Below are 18,106 nucleotides of genomic sequence, written 5' to 3' on the forward strand. Positions count from 1 at the left end.
GTCAGGACTTGCGGGGCACTCCGCCCTTGCGGCCGATGTTGAACGCCAGCCGGTACACGTCGGGGAGGTCGAGTGCGCCACTGGTGCGTTTGGTCAGGACGCCGAGTTCCACCAGTTCCTCTATGAGCGCGAAGAGATCGTCGGCGTCACGGGGGCCGCTGTTCTCGTCATCGTCCTCCCGCATGCGGCGCAGGATCTCCGTCAGTCCACCATGCACCCAGTACTGACGGACGTGGGACGGCTCCATGGGCACCTGCCCGCCGTCCAACTGCTCTATGGCGGCGGCAGCCCAGCCGATGTCCTCCTTCAGCTCCTCCACTCGCACCCGCGACGCCTCGTGCAGACTTTCCCGGAGTGCCTCGTAGTGCAGCGGATACGGCTGCGTGGCGTACCGCTCCGTCGTCAGGGCCGCGGCCGAGCGCAGGGCGAGCAGCCAGGTCCTCGGGCTCACCCGTCCTTTGCCGTCCTGGAGGTGGTTCGGGACCCAGGTGAAGGTGTGGCCCTTGCGCCGGTCAGTGCCCATGTACGGCCCGGCCAGCGAGACGAAGACCTTCTCCTGGCACGTCTCGTCGGCGATCACGTCGACCGGCGCAATGAACCGCCCCTCGCCCTCCACCCGCCACTCGCCGTACTGGGCCCGGAACTTCTTCGCCTCGATGCTCGGATCGTTCCCCAGCCGGTGGAAGAGAAGCCCGTAGAGGTTCTCCCGGCTCCATTCCAGGTCGGCCGCGTTCGCCCCGAGCTTGGAGGCGTCCGGGAACCTCTTGGGCGCGCTGTCGTACATGTCCGGGCGTACGAAGATCTTGGCGCGCAGCGCCCCTGTGGTCAGCCGCAGCTCCAGAGCCACCTGGAAGAGCGCCGACACCAGCCGGTCGGCCGTCGCCCGGTCCGCGTGGAGATGGTCCAGGGCGTCGAAGAGCAGCACGCGCGTCTCCCCGCTGTCCCGGGCCTCTCGGTCGGCCTTGCGCAGTGCGTCCTCGTAGGCGTCCTCGTGCTCCTCGGCCCACCGGATGCGATCGGCCCAGTCGGGGATGCTCGCGATCTCCGGCACGCCGAGCGCCATCATCACGACCGAGTACCAGAAGAACTCGAAGACCTCGGGGCCGGACACTTCGCGCAGCAGCCTGGCGATCTTGCGTTTGCTCGGATACGGAGTGTCGCTGCCACCCCCTGTGGTGAACCCGGTGGTCACCCTGACCCGCCGCAGCCGCGGCATCATGTACGACCTCTCGGCCACCGCCCGCAGCTCGGGGTCGATCAGTGCCTTGGCCCAGTAGGTCTTGCCGGTGCCTCGGGCTCCCCTGACCACGGTCACGTCCGGGTCGAGCGCGAGACGGTGGCTGGACGGCGTGAACAGCCGCCGCAGGTCGGGGCCGTCCGTGTCCGCGTCGAGCGCGACACCGAGGGCCCTGGTGATCAGGGTGCGGTACTCGTCGGTGGTCGGTGCGGCGGTCATGAGGACTCCGGGGCGGGATGCGGTTTCGGCAGAAGACGCTCCACCGTAGTCGTGAAGGTCCGGTACGCGGCCTCGACAAACGGCAGCTCGGGCCAGTCCCGGCTGCGCAGGGGGTCAAGGCCCACCAGGTCGTTGCCGAAGAGGATGGGGATGGGGGCGTGCGGCGCTTCGTCGTCTTCCAGGGGAGGGTGGTACAGCTCCTCTCCCTCGTCGTCCGCGCCGTCCTCGTCCGTGTCGAGCTGGTCGTAGAGTGTGTCAGCGAACAACTCCTGCGCGCGGTCCCGCAGGGCGGGCAGCCGCTTCGCGTCCCCGGCGGAGTGGAACATGGCCGCCACGATCCGCAGCCGCTCCCTCAGCTCCCGGGCCAGGGCCGGGCGCTGCTGCCACTGCTCGAACAGCATCTTGTAGCCCTCCCACGTGGAGGGATTGTCCACCGCGAACAGCAGCGCGAGCCCGCTGAGATGGGTCAGCGTGACCGCAGCGATGTCGTGCATCCCGGCCCTGCTGTCCAGCAGGACGACGTCCGGTGGCCGGGATAGCTCGGCGACCTGGTCCTCGCAGGCGGCGATCGCCTCCTCCAGCCGCGCGGCGAACGGTCGCTCGCCATCCCCGGGGTTGAGCCCGGCGAGGTCGCTGTAGATGCGGTTCAGCTTGGCGAGGTAGTCGTACGGCTCCCCCTCCAGCGGCGAGCCGCCCGCCGGCGCCAGCCACACCTCCCCGTTGCCCTTGAACGGCAGCGCGGAGCTGCGCGCCACCAGCTCCAGACCGTCGGTGTTGCCGACACCGCCTTCGATCAGGTGGTCGACGATGCCGTGGCGGGGGATACCGGCGGGGTCCTCCAGGAGGTTGGAGACGCCCGGGGATTCCAGGTCGAGGTCTACCACGAGTACGCAGCGGCCCGTTCCGGCCAGGTACCGGGCGAGGACGGCGGTGGCGGTGGTGCGCCCCACCCCGCCCTTGAAGCCGTACAGCGCCACCCGCCGGTCGCGGCGGCGGGAGGCTCCGGGGGAGGGCGCGGGGGTGCTCCGGGCCCAGTCGGTGCCGATGACGGTGCGCTCCAGGGCGTGGACACTGCCAGCCCCGGTGCTGGTGGCCGGCCGGGGGCTGACCTCCACGCGGTCGTCGGCGTTGAAGTACAGCGCGGGCGCGAAGAGCTTGTCGCCGAAGAGGAGGGGTTCGAGCCCGGTGAAGGGGCGGGTGGCGGCCTTGAACGAGTCACGGAGGGCCACGACGTTTGCGTCGTCGTGCGCGAGGGAGCGTCCTCGGTCGTCGATGAGCAGGCAGGCCCTGCCGAGCACATCCCGGGTGACGACGACGTCCATGCCGAACTGTGCGGCGGCCTGCCGGGCATGGTCGAGGGCGGCCTGCCAGGCGGTGTCGAACCGTGTGCAAGAACGGCTCATGCGCGGGTCCTCGTTCCCAGGATGCCAGCCTGTTCATGGGCGGCGATGAGGGCGTACGCGGCCTTCAGGTGCCGGTCGACACCCGCCTCGGTGATGGCGGTGCCGTCGCAGTAGCGGTCCGCGACGTCCCAGCCGGCGAACGGGTTCTCCCAGATGAGTTGCGTGAAAAGCGCTCCCGACCCGCCTCCCCGGCGGCGGTGGGCGACGGCGGTGAGGTGTTCCCACAGCTCGGGGAGGTGACCGTGCTGCTTCTTCCACTTCATCGTGTTGCCAAGACGGTACAGAGCCTCTACTTCCGGGTTCTCCGGCATGTTCCGCACGTTGAGTCGGGACCCCAGGAAGTCGATGAGAATTGCCTTCACAGCGCACTCCGCCGCCAGGCCGGCGAGATGATCAGCGGATATCCGCAGGTCCTCCTCAGCGGCAAGCCTGGCCGCGTGATAGTGGTTCCTGCTGGCCACTGCGAACGCGGGTGGCTGTGTCGCGGAGGGTGTCGAGGCCGTCACGGCGATCACTTTAACGACGTGGTCAAGGCGGCTGCGGTGGATTTCCCGGATCGCGACGACCCTGCGCCGTAGGACGGGGGCGCGGGTGCGGCAGGATGGGAGTCCGGTCCGCGGCTGACGCGGTGGGGCGCTGACGTGGTGCAGGGAGAAGGAAGCGAAGAGTGACGGTGACGACTACGGGCACGGACAAAGTGGCCCTGCTCAAGGACCTGAAGAAGCTGGTCGTCGCAGTGGAGGACGATCTGCGGTCCCGCAGCGCGTCCGAGGAGAAGTTCCGCACCCGCCTGGATCGCGAGTGGCGAGAGGCGAAGGAGGCCCGGCGTACCGCCCTGTCCTACCCGGCCTGGCGTGACGAGCGCGTCACACAGGCAGCGGTGGCGTGGGTGCTGGGCTGCGTCTTCGTCCGCTTCTGCGAGGACAACGGCCTGATCGACGAGCCGTATCTCGCCGGCCCCGGTGAACGCCTCGCCGAGGCGGAGGCCCGGCACGAGGCCCACTTCCGCACCTACCCGCACCAAAACAACCGCGACTGGCTCATCGCGGCGTTCCACCACCTGGCGAGCACCAACGAGACGGCTGCCGGTCTCTTTGACGAGCGGCACAACCCCCTGTGGGGACTGACCCCCGGCTACGAGACGGCGACGGAACTGCTGATGTTCTGGCGCCGCTGGGACGCGGACGGTGAGATCCGCTACGACTTCACCGACCCCGAGCGGGACACCCGCTTTCTCGGTGACCTGTATCAGGACCTGAGCGAGCACGCCCGCAAGACATACGCGCTGCTGCAAACCCCCGAGTTCGTCGAGGAGTTCATCCTCGACCTCACCTTGGAGCCGGCGGTCGCTGACGACGGGCAGGGCTTCGGCCTGAATCCCGTGTGGACCGGCCCCGACGGCAGGGAACGCCGCGGCCTGCGCACCATCGACCCCGCGTGCGGCTCCGGCCACTTCCTCCTCGGCATCTTCCACCGCCTGCTGGACAAGTGGCGCCAGGCGGAGCCCGGTACTGACGACTGGACGCTGGTCCGCCGGGTCCTGGAGTCCGTCCATGGCTGCGACAAAAACCCCTTCGCCGCGAGCATCGCCCGCTTCCGGCTTCTGGTCGCCGCAATGCGCGCGGCGGGCACGCGAAGGCTGGCGGACGCGCCTCCGTTCCCCATCAACGTGGCCGTGGGCGACTCGCTGCTGCACGGGCGGGACGCGGCGGGCATCCAGACCGACCTGGACACGCTGTTCGCGGAGGCGGTCGTGGGGCACGAGGAGGGGGAGACATACGCGTACGCCACGGAGGACGTGTGGGAGTACGCGAAGCGGGTGGACCTGCTGGGGCGGGGGTCGTATCACGTGGTGGTGGGGAACCCGCCGTACATCACGGTGAAGGACAAGCAGGAGAAGGAGAACTACAAGAAGAGTTACGACGCATGCGTAGGGCAGTACGCGCTCTCTGTGCCCTTCGCGCAGCGGCTCTTTGAGCTGGCCGTCAAGGGGGTTGGCGGAGCCACAGGCGGTGGGGGATTCGTCGGCCAGATCACTGCGAACTCGTTCATGAAGCGAGAGTTCGGCAAGACGTTGATCCGGAACTTCTTCCACCAGCGGGTTGAGCTATCGCACGTGATCGATACCTCCGGTGCGTTTATCCCTGGCCATGGCACCCCGACAGTGATTCTCGTGGGGCGTAATCGAACGCCGAGTGATGCCAGGAAGGTGCGGGCGGTCCTCGGGGTGAGAGGGGAACCTTCTGAGCCTAAGGTTGCGGCAGAGGGGAAGGTCTGGCAGTCGATCGTTAGCCTGGTGCATCGCCCGGGCAGCGGATCTGAGTGGGTCACGGTAGAGGATTTGCCACGGAAGCGACTCGCCGAATTTCCATGGTCGTTGAGCGGTGGCGGGGCCGGTGATGTGGTTCAGGCTCTGACGCGAGGAAGCAGTCGACGTCTGGCTACTCTCGTGGAGAGTATCGGTTTCTGTGCTGTCACCAGAGAAGACGACGCGTATATGGTCGGTCACGGGTTTGGGCGACGTAATCGCATAAGTGATCAACATGTCCGTCCCCTTCTCGGTGGGGCGGAAGTGCGGGAATGGGGACTCGGTGGAGGTGTCGAATCCATCTTCCCGTACTCCTCCCTGCGAAAAGTGGCTGCGATTGACACGGCCGCGGAGAGGGTCCTTTGGAAGTTCAGGACTCTGCTGAAGCTTCGACGTGCACTTTCCGGCACGCAGGAAGAGCAGGGGCTAGAATGGTTCGAGTACTCCAGTTTCTCACCACAGCGCTACTGGGCGGATCTGCTGATTACCTTCGCGTTCGTCTCTACTCATAACCACTTCTCCTTGCGTCGGGCTGACGAAATTTTCATTCGAAGCGCTCCCGTGATCAAGCTGCCCGAGAGGGCCGGGGAGGATGAGCACCTGGAGTTGTTGGGGGTGCTCAACTCTTCGGCGGCTTGTTTCTGGCTGAAGCAGGTCAGCCAGGACAAGGGCAACCGGGGAGGCGAGCGCTCGACCGGGCGATACGCCTGGGAGAGCTTTTACGAGTTCACCGGCACCAAGCTGCAAGAATTCCCCCTACCAGCCAAGCTCCCGCTCCACCTAGGCCGCGTCCTCGACGCCCAGGCGCAGAAGCTGGCAACGTTGGAACCGTCGGCCGCGGCAGCGACCAGCGTGCCCACGCGGCACGCGCTCGATGACGCCAAAGCCCAGCACTCCAAGAATTGGCGGCGCATGATCGCTCTGCAAGAGGAGCTGGACTGGCAGGTTTACGGTCTCTACGGGCTGCTCAGTGACGCCGAGGCCGCCCAGACCGTGACACCCTCCGACCGAATTGCCGAACTCCCCGAAATCAAGCTCGGTGCGAGGGGGTTCGAGATCGCTATCGCGCCTCGCGCCGAGGAGGACGAGGCGGTGAGCGAGTGGTTTCGGCGCCACGAATCCACACACGTCACTGAGATCCCCGCCCACTGGCCGGACTGGTACCGCGAGATCGTCCAGGCCCGTATCGCCCTGATCACCAGCCGCAAGGACATCGCCCTCATCGAGCGCCCGGAGTGCAAGCGCCGCTGGGCGACCGACCCGTGGGAGAAGAAGGAGCGCGTCGCGCTGCGGAACTGGCTGCTGGACCGTTGCGAGGACGAGGACCTGTGGTTCGAGGTGCGTGAGGGGATGCGCTACCCCCGGCCGCTGACCGTCAACAACCTTGCCGACCGGCTCCGTACCGACCCCGACTTCACGTCCGTCGCCGCGCTCTACGCCACCGACCACATCAAGAAGCCGGACCTCCCGCTCGCGCAGATCCTCAACGAGATCATCGCTGATGAGCACGTGCCCTACCTCGCCGCGATGCGCTACAAGGACTCCGGCCTGCGTACCCGCGGAGAGTGGGAGAAAGTCTGGGAGAAGCAGCGCGAGGAGGACCGTAAGGGCACGCGGCTCGACATCGACTCGCCGACCAAGTACAAGTCCTCCGACTTCCTCAAGCAGTCCTACTGGACCCACCGCGGCAAGCTCGACGTCCCCAAGGAACGGTTCATCTCCTACCCGGAGGCGGGCCCGGACAGTGACTCCACGCTGATGCTCGGCTGGGCCGGCTGGGACCACAAGGACCAAGCGCTGGCGCTCACCGACCTGATCGACAAGCGTGTGAAGAGCGATGCATGGGGCGCCGACCGGCTCGTTCCTCTGCTCGCAGGATTGCGCGAGGTCATGCCCTCGGTGCACCAGTGGCACAGCGCTGAGGACGACGAGTGGGAGGGCTCGCCGGCCGAAGACCTGGAAGCGGAGTATCAGAAACTGCTGCGCACGCACGGTGTGAGCGAGGCGCAGATGAAGGACTGGCGTCCGGTACGGAAGACGCGTCGGCGGAAGGCCGTACAACGCCGGGAGACGATCGAGCAGACCAAACTGGACGACGCGTAGCGCGGGGCGCTGCCCGTCCGGCCGTCCCCAGCGTCCGCCGACGGCGGCTGGGGCCGGGTCTGCTCCCGGTCGACGCCCTGGCCCCCGCTGGGGTGTCACCGGCGCACTGGGCCGGGCAAAGTCGGTCCAGGCGAAGCTGGACCTCGCGGCGGGAACCCGCGCCGGACACCTCGCGTGAGCGCACCCGGCCCTTCGCCCGCCCCCGGTGATCACCCACCGTGATACGACCTCCCGCAGGCGTCACGGTCTCCCCTCCCCCTGTCGACTCACCTGGCAAGATGGACGTTGCGCCAACGCCAGAGGGGGGCGCTGTCCGGGCCGGCCGCCAGCACAGTGAGGGAATGATCGCCTGATGCCGACCACAGAGCTGTTCCTCCGCGATGTCATCGACATCAAGGAGGACGTCCATGCGGGCGATTTCAAGGTCGACCTTTCTCAGGGCTTCCACGAGGCCGATGAGCGGGTGGCGGAGTACGTCGTCACCGATCAGCTGCAGAAAGCGTTCCGCAGGGCGCTCGGCGTCGTTGCCAAGGCCGTCCGTACGGGGGACTCGCACGCCGCCTATCTGCACGGCTCGTTCGGCGCCGGTAAGAGCCACTTTCTGACCGTGCTGCACGCCGTGCTCAACGGCCACGAGGGGGCTGTGGACAAGCGGGGGCTGAAAGAGGTCGTCGCCGAGCACCGGGACTGGCTGGGCGGCAGCCGGTTTCTGATGATCCCCTACCACCTGGTCGGGTCGACCGACCTCGATTCGGCGCTGCTTGGCGGGTACGTCCACGCCGTGCGGGAGCTGCGCCCGGAGGCGGCGACTCCCGCCGTCTACCGTTCTGACGCGCTCCTCGCCGACGCGGACCGGCAGCGGACGTTCCTCGGCGACGACGACAAGTTCCGACAGTGGCTCGTCGCCGGGGCGGCGGCCGCCGCCCCGGGCGGGGACGGGATGTCCGGCGTGGACGACGAGGACGACCTGCCGGGCATCGACGGCGGAGCCGGCCTGCCGGCCACGGGCGGCTGGAGCACCGCCGAGCTGGACCGGGCCTTCGCCGCGCCGCCCGGCAGCGAGGAGCGGGAGCGGCTGGTGTCGGCGCTGCTGTCCGGGCCCATGGCCGCGTATACGCAGGCCGCCCGCGGCGACGCGCAGTCCTTCATCCCGCTGGAGAACGGCCTGAAGGTCATCTCCCGCCACGCCCAGTCGCTGGGCTACGACGGCGTCGTCCTCTTCCTTGACGAGCTGATTCTGTGGCTGCAGGCACACATGGGCGACCAGGACTTCGTCCGCGATCAGGTGCAGCGGCTGGTCAAGCTGATCGAGTCCGCCGACAGCGGCCGGCCCGTTCCGATCGTGTCGTTCATCTCCCGTCAGCGTGACCTGTCCCAGCTCATCGGCTCCGACGTAGCCGGCGCCGACGTGCAGAACCTGGAACAGCAGGTCGACTACCTCGCCGGCCGGATCGACGTGGTGGAGCTGGAGGACAGCAACCTCGTCGAGATCATCAGACATCGGGTGCTGGCCCCCCGCCGAGGCATGGAGCAGGCGCGCGACGACGCGTTCAAGGTCGTCGAGTCGTCGCGGGACGAGGTGCGGCAGGTGCTCCTCGACGCTCAGGGACGCACCGAGGCTAGCTGGGACGACTTCCGCACCCTGTACCCGCTGTCCCCGGCGCTGCTCAACGTACTGGTCGACCTCTCCGGCGCGCTCCAGCGCGAGCGGACCGGTCTGAAGCTGGTGCAGGAGCTGCTGCGGCGCCACCGCGACGAGCTGCGGCTCGGCCAGCTCATCCCCATCGGCGACCTGTGGGACGTGATCGCCGCCCGGACCGGTGAGGCGTTCACCGCCAAGCTCCGCAAGGAGTCGGAGATCGCGCACCGCTTCCACGCCCGCGTCCGCGAGCACCTGCTGACCAAGTATGGCTCCGAGGACGACAAGCGGTTCCGGACCGACGACCGGCTCGTCAAGACGCTGCTGCTGGCCTCCCTCGCCCCCAACGTGCCCGCCCTGACCCGGCTCACCGGCGGCCGGCTCGCTGCGCTCAACCACGGCACGATCAGGACCCGGGTGGGCGACGCGGGCGCCGTCGCCGTCAAGCGGCTGCAGGAACTCCAGGCCGAGGGCTTCGACGGCGAGCTGCGCAGCGAGGGCGACTCCGCCGACCCCGTCTTCCACCTGCATCTGTCCGACCTGGACGTAGAGCCGCTGCTGGAGGAGGTGCAGGGCGTCGCCGACCAGGACGGCTACCGCCGCCAGTGGATCAAGGACCAGCTGTGGGCGGCGCTGGGCATCCCAGACACCCAGGCGTTCGTGTGTGAACGGACCGTCGTCTGGCGCGGCACCAAGCGCACTGTCGAGTTCGTCTTCGGTAACGTCCGCGACCCGCACCTGCCCGACGCCGAGTTCGCGCCGCAGACTGAGGGCAACATCCGCTGCGTCTTCGACTACCCCTTCGACGGCCACGACCACTCGCCGATGGACGACGCGCAGCGGGTGGAGCGGCTGAAGCGTGCCGGGAAGACCGCACCGACGATCGTCTGGCTGCCGCACTTCCTGTCCGAGCAGAAGGCCCGCGGCCTCGGGCGTCTACTGAAGATCAACTATCTTCTGGAGCGCGACCGGCTCGACGATCACACAGCGACCCGCCCCGCCGAGGAACGCATCCAGATCCGCAACCAGCTCAAGGCATCCCGTGACAGCCTGACCACCCAGCTCACCGACGCGCTGCTGCAGCTGTACGGCATCAACAAGGCCGAGCCGGGCACCGCGGGAGCCGAGGTCCACGAGGGCCACCACCTCATGTCGCTCCAGCCGGGCTTCACTCGCACCCGGCCCGAACCGGCGGTCGGCTTCGAGGAGAACCTCTTCCTGCTCGCCGACGGGCTGCTCAGCACCCGCCACCCCAAGCACCCCGACTTCGACCCGCGGCTCACCCGCAAGGCCGTTACCACCCGCGAGCTGAAGACCGCCCTGGAATGGATCACGAAGGCGATGGAGGACGGCTCCCGGCGTGTCGTGGTCGACAGCCACCAGCTGCCCGTCGTCCGCCGGATCGTGCACGCCCTCCAGCTCGGAGAGGTCCACGACGGGCCGCTGAATGTCACCACCGACTGGCGCCTGCGTATCAACAAGAAGGCCGCCGAGACCCCCGACGCCGGCCCGGACCTGTCCGTGGAGGACATCCGCGACTGGATCGTGGAGCTCGGCTACACCGGCCTGGACCGCCACGTCAGCAACCTGATCATCGCCACGTACGCCCTGCTCGACGACCGCACCTGGGTCTACCAGACCTCGCCGCTGCCCAAGGCCCCGGAGCTGGAGCGGATTGGTCCCGGATACGGGCTGAGGGCCGTGGAGCTGCCCACCGAGGACGAGTTCCACACAGCGCTCGGCCGCGCCGGGAAGATCTTCGGCAGGACCGTCTCGCGCGTCCTGTTCGCCCGCAACGTTGCCCGGCTCGCCGAAGGCGTGCGCGCGGTCGCGGAGGAACACCGCGTGGCCCTCGGCGAGGCACGCACCCTGCTGACGGAGCACGCCCACCACTTGGGACTGACCGGCGTCGACGCGCCCCGCTTGAAGTCCACCAAGGCAGCCGCCGACCTCGTCGCTCGACTGCTGCGCACCACTGAACCGGCCGCATGCGTGCGGGAGCTGGCCGCCGCCGCGTACGACGTGACCGACGAGGAGATCGCAGGCGCCCTGCGGCACGCCCCCGAGGTCGCCACCGCGCTGCGCGGCACTCAGTGGTCCCTGCTGGAAGATGTGCGCCGTGACCTCGCCGTACGCCAGGACGGCCTCGGCGAGCGGGCGGCTCGGTTCCTAGACGAGGTGCACCGCACCGCCCGCGAGCACGAGCACACCGTTTCGCTCGTGCCGGTCCTGGACCGGCTCCCGGACACCGTCATGGCCCTGATGCGCGAGGCCACCCGCCTCGCCCAGCCCGCCCAGCCGTCCACTGAGCCCGCGGCGCCGGTCACGCCGGAGCCGACCGCCGAGGACGTCCGCCTCACCGACCACGGCAAGCCCTCCGTCCCCTCGACGCCCACCCAGGAACAGCCCTCCAGGCCGGACGACGCCTCCCGCGGCGGGGCCGACGCACAAACCGTGGTCTCGGTACAAGCTGGTCGCCGGCGCGCCACCCACCTCGTCGAACCCACCCAGCTGGAGGTGTCCCTGGCCGCCACGGTCGCCGAGATCGACGCGGAGATCCGCGCCTACCTCACCGACCACCCCGGCACCCGCATCCAGGTCACCTGGCAGCCGGTCACTGACACCGGGTCCGGTACCGGCGCATCCGCCGGAACCGAGGCGGAGCCGGACGGCGAAGGGACCGCCGGCTGATGGCCCCGGCCCTGCCCCGGGTGGGCCGCCGTACCGTCGAGGCCCTGCTCGCCGCGAACGTCAAGGATCTGGGCGAGCTCAGCCTCGTGCTCGTTCATGGCCAGTACGCGCCCGGTGCCCCGCCCCGGTTCACCGTCACCCTGGACGGCGAGACGCGGCGCGTCCACGTACGGGACGAAGCCTCTGTCATCGGCGTCGTCGCCGCCTTGCACGAGCACCGGGACCACCGGGACGCAGCCTCTTCCTCCGATGTGCTCGTGGTGACCACGGGCGTCGACGACGAGCAGCTCGGCTGGGACGTGCGCGGCAGAGCCGTACGGCGCAAGACCCTCACCGTCGAGAACGCCGAGGTCGCCCTCCAGCGCTTCGGCGCCACCGGCCTGGACCCGCGAATGTACCGCGAGCGGTGGCTGCTGGAAGCCCTGGTCGAAGCGGAGCCGGCCGAAGACGGCTGGCCGCGCGTCGGCGGTGTGCTGACCCGGGATGCGGCGCTGCGCGCCCTGACCGCCGAACGGTTCGGTCTGCGTGCGGTGCACCGCTCGTCCGGCCAGGACGGGCAGATCACTCTCGACGCCGACACGCTGCTCGCCTGGTCGCGCACACCCGCCGGCCCCCGGCGGTTCGCCGAACTGGGCGCCACCGAGCGTGCGGAACTGAAGAAGTGGCTCGCGGAAGTCGCCGGACCGGCCGTCCCCGTCCTGCTGTCCCTCGCCGAGGCCGGACTCGGCCACGACGCCCTGCCGCTCGGACTGCTCGGCGCCGCACTGCGGGACCCCGCCGCCCAGCCCGACACGGTGCTCGCCCTCGGCGGACTGTTCGGGCAGGTCATGCCCCGGCGGTCGGAACTCGCGGTGTTCACCGACGCCGTGGAGGGAACCCTCACTCGCTGGATCGCTGACGCCCGCACCAGCCACGACGCCCGCCTGCGCGTCCTCGCCGTACTGAACCAGGCCGACGAGCTGGCCGAAAAGGCAGGTCTCACCCCCGGGCTCACCACGAGCCGGTTCCTCCCTTCCAGCTTCACCACGCAACTGCGCCGGACCGCCGCGGATGCCCGCCACTCCCCGGCCGCCGGTGAGGCTGCTCTGGCCGACCTGCTCGGCCACGCCCTCGCCGGCCTCCGCACGGAGCAGGTCCAAGCCGCCGAGACGGCCGTACGGGTGGCGCGCTGGCTCAGCGGCCCCGAGCCCTCCGTCACCAGCGTGTCTGCCGCCGTGCGGGCACACGCCTCCGACTGGGGCTGGGTCGACCGAGCGCTCACCGTGCTGTGGGCGGGCGACCCCGAAGGCGATCTGGAGACCGGACGGGACCTCCGTGCCCTCTACGAGCAGGCACGTGAGCGCAGGCAGCGTCTTGATCAGGAGTTCTCCCAGAGGCTCGCATCCTGGGCCGCGCACGCCACCGCCCAGCACCCCGACGGCTGCCTCGTCGTTGAAAACGTGCTGGACACCGTCGTACGCCCGCTGGCCGGCCAAGCGTCGCCGCTCCTCCTCGTCCTCGACGGCATGAGCAGCGGGGTCGCCGCCCAGCTCGGCGAGGAAGCCGAACGCGACGGCTGGGGCGAGATCGTGCCCCGCCCGGATCCCGGACAGTCCCCCTCACGGCTCGCCGCCGTCTCGATGCTGCCCTCCGTCACCCGCGTCAGCCGTGCCTCCCTGCTGGCGGGCGAGGCAGCCGACGGCGGCCAGTCGGCCGAGACGAGCGGCTTCACTGCCTTCTGGAAACGGCGGCGCAAGACGGCGGCCCTCTTCCACAAGGCCGCCATCGGCGGCGAGGCGGGCCTCGCGCTCTCCCACGACCTCATGACCGCCCTCGCCTCCGACGCCTTGGTGGGCGTGGTCCTGAACACCATCGACGAGGCACTGGACAACGGTCGGCACGGCCGCGGCACCACCTGGTCTCTGGGCGACGTCACGCACCTGCGTGAACTGCTCGCCGCCGCCCGCAGCTACGGCCGCCCGGTCGTCCTCGTCGCCGACCACGGACACGTCCTGGAGCGCGGCAGCCGTACAGACGGCCCGGCTGTCGCCGCCGACGGCGCGGAGTCTGCCCGCTGGCGCACCGGTGATGCCGTGGAGGAAGGGGAGATCGCCGTCCACGGCCCGAGGGTGCGCGAGGGCGGGGGAGCGGTGATCCTTCCGTGGCGCGAGGACATCCGTTACACCGGGCGGCGCGCCGGATACCACGGCGGAGCCTCCCTGGCGGAAGTCACCGTCCCGGTGCTCGTTCTGTTGCCGGCCGGGGAGGAAGCCCCGAAGGACTGGGTGCCCCTGCCGCGGGAACTGTCCACGCCGGGCTGGTGGCGGACGCACGTCACCCGTGACGTTCCCCCGCCCGCCGCCGCGCCGGCTGATCAGTCGGCGGTGTCCTCGCCCGCGAGGCCCACGGCCCCCTCCGGAAGCGCGCCGACCGCCGACGCCCGGCCGGCCGGCCGGACGGAACCCGCACCGCCGGTGGCCGAGTCACTGGGCTCCACGGTGGTGAGCAGCGAGGTGTACGCGGCCCAGAAGGAGTACATCCGCAAAGCGCCCGAGGCGAAGGTAGTGGCCGCGGTCATCGACGCACTCGCCTCGGCGGGCGGGACCATGTCCCCGGCTGCTCTCGCCGCGGCCATCTCCGCGACCGGGCGGGTGCGCCGTAACATCGAGGGCTTCGTCGCCACGGTGCAGCGGCTGCTGAACGTCGAGGGGTATCCCGTCCTCGGGTTCATCGACGGCGGGCACGCGGTGAAGCTCGACGTGCCGCTCCTGCGCGAGCAGTTCCTGCCGAAGCGGAACGCGCAGGAGACGGACGAGGCCGATGACGGACAGCGGGGGGAGGAGCAGGGGTGAGCGAGCCCGCTTCCGTGAGCGCGGTCCGCCGCCGCGAGGTCATCGACGCCCTGCGGCGCGGCACCGTCCCGCAGTCCGGCCTCGACCTGTTCGCGGTCGGACTGGATCGGTTCGAAGCCGCTCTGGACGACGACCTGGCCACCGTCACCCGCGGCGGTGCCGCCTTCCACGCCGTCCGCGGCGACTACGGCTCCGGCAAGACCTTTTTCGCACGCTGGCTGGCCGAACGCGCCAAACGCGCGGGACTCGCCACCGCCGAAGTGCAGATCTCCGAGACCGAGACACCGCTGCACCGGCTGGAGACCGTCTACCGCCGGCTCACCGAGCGCCTGGCCACCGCCACCCACCAGCCCAGCGCACTGCGTGCGGTCGTCGACTCGTGGTTCTACACCCTGGAGGAGGAGGTCCTCGACGGCCCGGAGGCCGACGAGATCGACGAGGACGACGAGGAAGCCCTCGCCGAGGCCGTGGACACGCTGATGGAACGCCGGCTGGCCGACGTCGCCCGCACCACACCCGCGTTCTCCGCCGCCCTGCGCGGCTACCGCCGTGCCGTCACCGCCGGGGACGGCGCCACGGCGGAAGCCCTGATCGCCTGGCTCGGCGGCCAGAAGTCCGTGGCCGCCTCCGCCCGGCGGGCCGCAGGAGTACGCGGAGACCTGGACCACTTCGCCGCGCTCGGCTTCCTCCAGGGCCTGCTGACCGTGCTGCGCGACTGCGGCCACCCGGGGCTGCTCCTCGTCCTCGACGAGACGGAGACCCTGCAACGCGTCCGCGGCGACGTTAGGGAGAAGGGCCTCAACGCACTGCGCCAGCTCCTCGACGAGATCGACGCTGGCCGCTTCCCCGGGCTTTTCCTCGTCATCACCGGAACACCCGCGTTCTACGACGGCCAGCAGGGCGTCCAGCGGCTGCCTCCCCTGGCCCAGCGGCTCGCCACCGACTTCACGACCGACGCCCGCTTCGACTCCCCCCGTGCAGTCCAGCTCCGCCTGCCCGGCTTCGACCTGCCGAGCCTGGGAGAACTCGGCAAGAAGGTGCGGGACCTCTACCGTGACGCGGCCCGCCACCCCGATCGGGTCACCGCCCGGGTCGACGACGCCTACGTCGGCGAACTCGCCACCGCCGTCGCCGGAGGTATGGGCGGCAACGTCGGCATCGCACCCCGTGTCTTCCTCCGCAAGCTCGTCGCTGACGTCCTTGACCGCGTCGACGAGTTCGAGGGCTTCGACCCGCGCAAGCACTACCAGCTCACCCTTTCGGCAGTCGAGTTGACGGACACCGAACGCAACGCAGCCGCCGACCGGGCGGACGACATCGAGCTGAACCTGCCGTGACCACCCCCGACGGCCTCGAACCGGTGCTGGTCCACCACATCGTCAACACCCTGGGCTGGAAAGACCTACGTCCGCTTCAGAAGGCCGCCGTCGCCCCGCTGACAGCTGGAGACGACGCCCTGCTGCTGGCGCCGACGGCGGGCGGCAAGACCGAAGCCGCCTGCTTTCCGCTGCTATCCCGGATGCACACCCAGGGCTGGTCCGGCACATCGGTGCTCTACGTGTGTCCCCTCAAGGCGCTGCTCAACAACCTGCTGCCGCGCGTGGAGACCTACACTGCCTGGCTCGGCCGGACCGTGGCGCTGTGGCACGGCGACACAGCGGCCGGGACACGGCGGCGCATCCTCGCCGCCCGGCCCGACGTGCTGCTCACCACTCCCGAGTCGCTGGAAGCCATGCTGGTCAGCGTCAACGTCGATCACGCGTCCTTCTTCTCCGGCCTGCGGGCCGTGGTCGTCGACGAGGTCCACGCCTTCGCCGGAGACGACCGCGGCTGGCACCTGCTCGCCGTACTGGAACGCCTGCAGCGCGTCATGGGCCGCTCCCTGCAGCGCGTCGGTCTCTCCGCGACCGTCGGCAACCCCGAAGCCCTGCTCACCTGGCTCCAGGGATCTGGGGCAGGACGCCGCCCGGGTCACGTGGTCGCCCCTCACCTGTCCGAGGCACAGCCCAGGCCGGCGTCCGTGCCACCCGGCGACATCCAGCTCGACTACGTCGGCTCGCTCGACAACGCGGCCACCATCATCAGTGCTCTCCACCGCGGGGAGAAGCGGCTCGTCTTCTGCGAGTCGCGGCGCCTGGTCGAGGAACTGGGCGCCAAACTGCGGGCCAAGGGGGTGACCACGTTCCTCTCGCACGCCTCCCTCTCCCTCGATGAACGCAGACGCGCGGAAACCGCGTTCGCCGAGGCGCGCGACTGCGTGATCATCGCTACGAGCACCCTGGAACTGGGCATTGACGTCGGTGACCTGGACCGCGTCATCCAGATCGACGCGCCCACCTCGGTCGCCTCCTTCCTGCAGCGCCTGGGCCGCACTGGACGTCGCCCCGGCACGACCCGCAACTGCCTCTTCCTCACCCTCGACCAAGGCGGGCTCCTGGCCGCCGCGGGACTGCTGCTCCAGTGGTCACGAGGCTGGGTCGAACCGGTCACCGCGCCGCCCGAGCCCCGGCACATCGTCGCCCAGCAGCTGCTCGCCCTCTGCCTCCAGGAACACCGCGTCGGAGACCGGCTCTGGCAGGAGTGGTGGAACGGCCTGGGACCGTTCGGAGGGTCGGCCGAGCCGATCATCCGCCACCTGGTGGAGGAGGGATACCTGGACCAGGACGGCGGCATGCTGTTCATCGGCCCAGAAGCCGAACGGCGCTTCGGTCACCGCCATTTCATGAACCTCACCGCCGTCTTCACCGCACCCCCGCAGTTCACCGTCCTCCAAGGCCGCACGGAGATCGGCCGCACCGATCCCGCCCTGCTCACCGAGCGGGTAGCCGGCCCACGCAGGCTCCTACTGGCCGGCCGCAGCTGGCAGGTCACCTACATCGACTGGCGCCGCAAACGCTGCTTCGTCGAACCGGTGGACAGAGGCGGAAAGGCCAAGTGGAGCGGCACAGGCTTTGGCCAGGGCACCTCCTTCGAGGTCACCCGCGCTGTGCGCGAGGTGCTGCTCGGCACGGATCCGCCCGTTGCCCTGACCCAACGCGCCACCACGACGCTCAAGGAGGCGCGTGAGGTCTTCCTGGAGAAGGTCCACCCGGGCGGCACGTTGATCGTGCGCGACGAATCAGGCCAACTCCGCTGGTGGACCTGGGCAGGCCACCGGGCGAACGCGACGCTCGCTGCCACGCTGGAGGGGATCGCCGTACCGGCTCAGCGCATCAACGACCACTGGATCCGTCTACGCGAAGACCTCACGCCACCGGCGTGGAAGAAAGCCCTGAGCGAGGCTCCGGACCGGCTCTGCCTTCCCGCTGTCGACGAACGGGCACTGCGAGGGCTGAAGTTCGGGGACGCGCTGCCGCCACGCCTGGCGGAGGCAACGCTGTCGGCCCGACTGGCGGACCTGACAGCCGCAACAACGGTACTTGCCGGACACGTACGTTTTGTCGCCGCTTACAAGGGCGAGCGCGGCTGAGACGATCGCCAGCGGGTAGACGCCAGAGAAGTTCCGGGACAAACGGGAGTTCCGAACCGTGCTGTACGCCGGTGAATACAACCAGAACTGCAACCATCTGACCTTCCTGGTCCGGTCGCTCGGCGAGGCTGTAGGGCCAGCTCGACCGCTACATCGGTCGGGGAGTCGGTCACGGCAGGGTGTCACCCTTCTCGTCGACCAGGCCG

The 18,106-nt window shown here is 69.7% G+C and carries 8 protein-coding genes; 5 read left to right on the forward strand and 3 right to left on the reverse strand.

Going from position 1 to position 18,106, the window contains the following annotated elements; translation table 11 throughout:
• Position 1: 1 nt before the first annotated feature.
• The 3 genes from G5C51_RS08060 to G5C51_RS08070 are packed head-to-tail and all read right to left on the reverse strand — an operon-like array spanning position 2 to position 3,365.
• Positions 2–1,456 (reverse strand): hypothetical protein, encoded by a 1,455-nt coding sequence (locus tag G5C51_RS08060; RefSeq protein ID WP_165234038.1) that lies wholly within the window; start codon positions 1,454–1,456, stop codon positions 2–4.
• A complete protein-coding gene (locus G5C51_RS08065; RefSeq protein WP_165234041.1) occupies positions 1,453–2,859 on the reverse strand; it encodes a KGGVGR-motif variant AAA ATPase in 1,407 nt (468 codons plus the stop codon). The genes G5C51_RS08060 and G5C51_RS08065 overlap by 4 nt, the downstream gene beginning before the upstream one ends.
• Positions 2,856–3,365, reverse strand: a complete 510-nt coding sequence (locus G5C51_RS08070) for a hypothetical protein (protein ID WP_338118056.1) — start codon at positions 3,363–3,365, stop codon at positions 2,856–2,858. Before G5C51_RS08070 ends, G5C51_RS08065 begins: the two co-directional genes overlap by 4 nt.
• Positions 3,366–3,526: 161 nt before the next feature.
• On the opposite strand from G5C51_RS08070, the gene pglX reads away from it, so the two are divergent.
• The 5 genes from pglX to G5C51_RS08095 all read left to right on the forward strand — a co-directional run bounded on the left by pglX (position 3,527) and on the right by G5C51_RS08095 (position 17,900).
• Positions 3,527–7,270 carry a BREX-2 system adenine-specific DNA-methyltransferase PglX gene (gene pglX / locus G5C51_RS08075; protein WP_165234044.1) on the forward strand — a complete coding sequence of 1,248 codons (3,744 nt, stop codon included), beginning with the start codon at positions 3,527–3,529 and terminating at the stop codon, positions 7,268–7,270.
• A 352-nt stretch (positions 7,271–7,622) separates the two neighbouring features.
• Positions 7,623–11,600 (forward strand): BREX-2 system ATPase PglY family protein, encoded by a 3,978-nt coding sequence (locus G5C51_RS08080; protein ID WP_165234047.1) that lies wholly within the window; start codon positions 7,623–7,625, stop codon positions 11,598–11,600.
• Positions 11,600–14,431, forward strand: coding sequence for a BREX-2 system phosphatase PglZ (gene pglZ / locus G5C51_RS08085; protein WP_165234050.1), 2,832 nt, complete (start codon positions 11,600–11,602; stop codon positions 14,429–14,431). Before G5C51_RS08080 ends, pglZ begins: the two co-directional genes overlap by 1 nt.
• Positions 14,428–15,768, forward strand: a complete 1,341-nt coding sequence (gene brxD / locus G5C51_RS08090) for a BREX system ATP-binding protein BrxD (RefSeq protein WP_165234052.1) — start codon at positions 14,428–14,430, stop codon at positions 15,766–15,768. The genes pglZ and brxD overlap by 4 nt, the downstream gene beginning before the upstream one ends.
• A complete protein-coding gene (locus G5C51_RS08095; protein ID WP_165234055.1) occupies positions 15,765–17,900 on the forward strand; it encodes a DEAD/DEAH box helicase in 2,136 nt (711 codons plus the stop codon). Before brxD ends, G5C51_RS08095 begins: the two co-directional genes overlap by 4 nt.
• Positions 17,901–18,106: the final 206 nt, after the last annotated feature.

Source organism: Streptomyces coryli, from assembly GCF_011044975.1.
GTDB lineage: Bacteria > Actinomycetota > Actinomycetes > Streptomycetales > Streptomycetaceae > Streptomyces > Streptomyces coryli.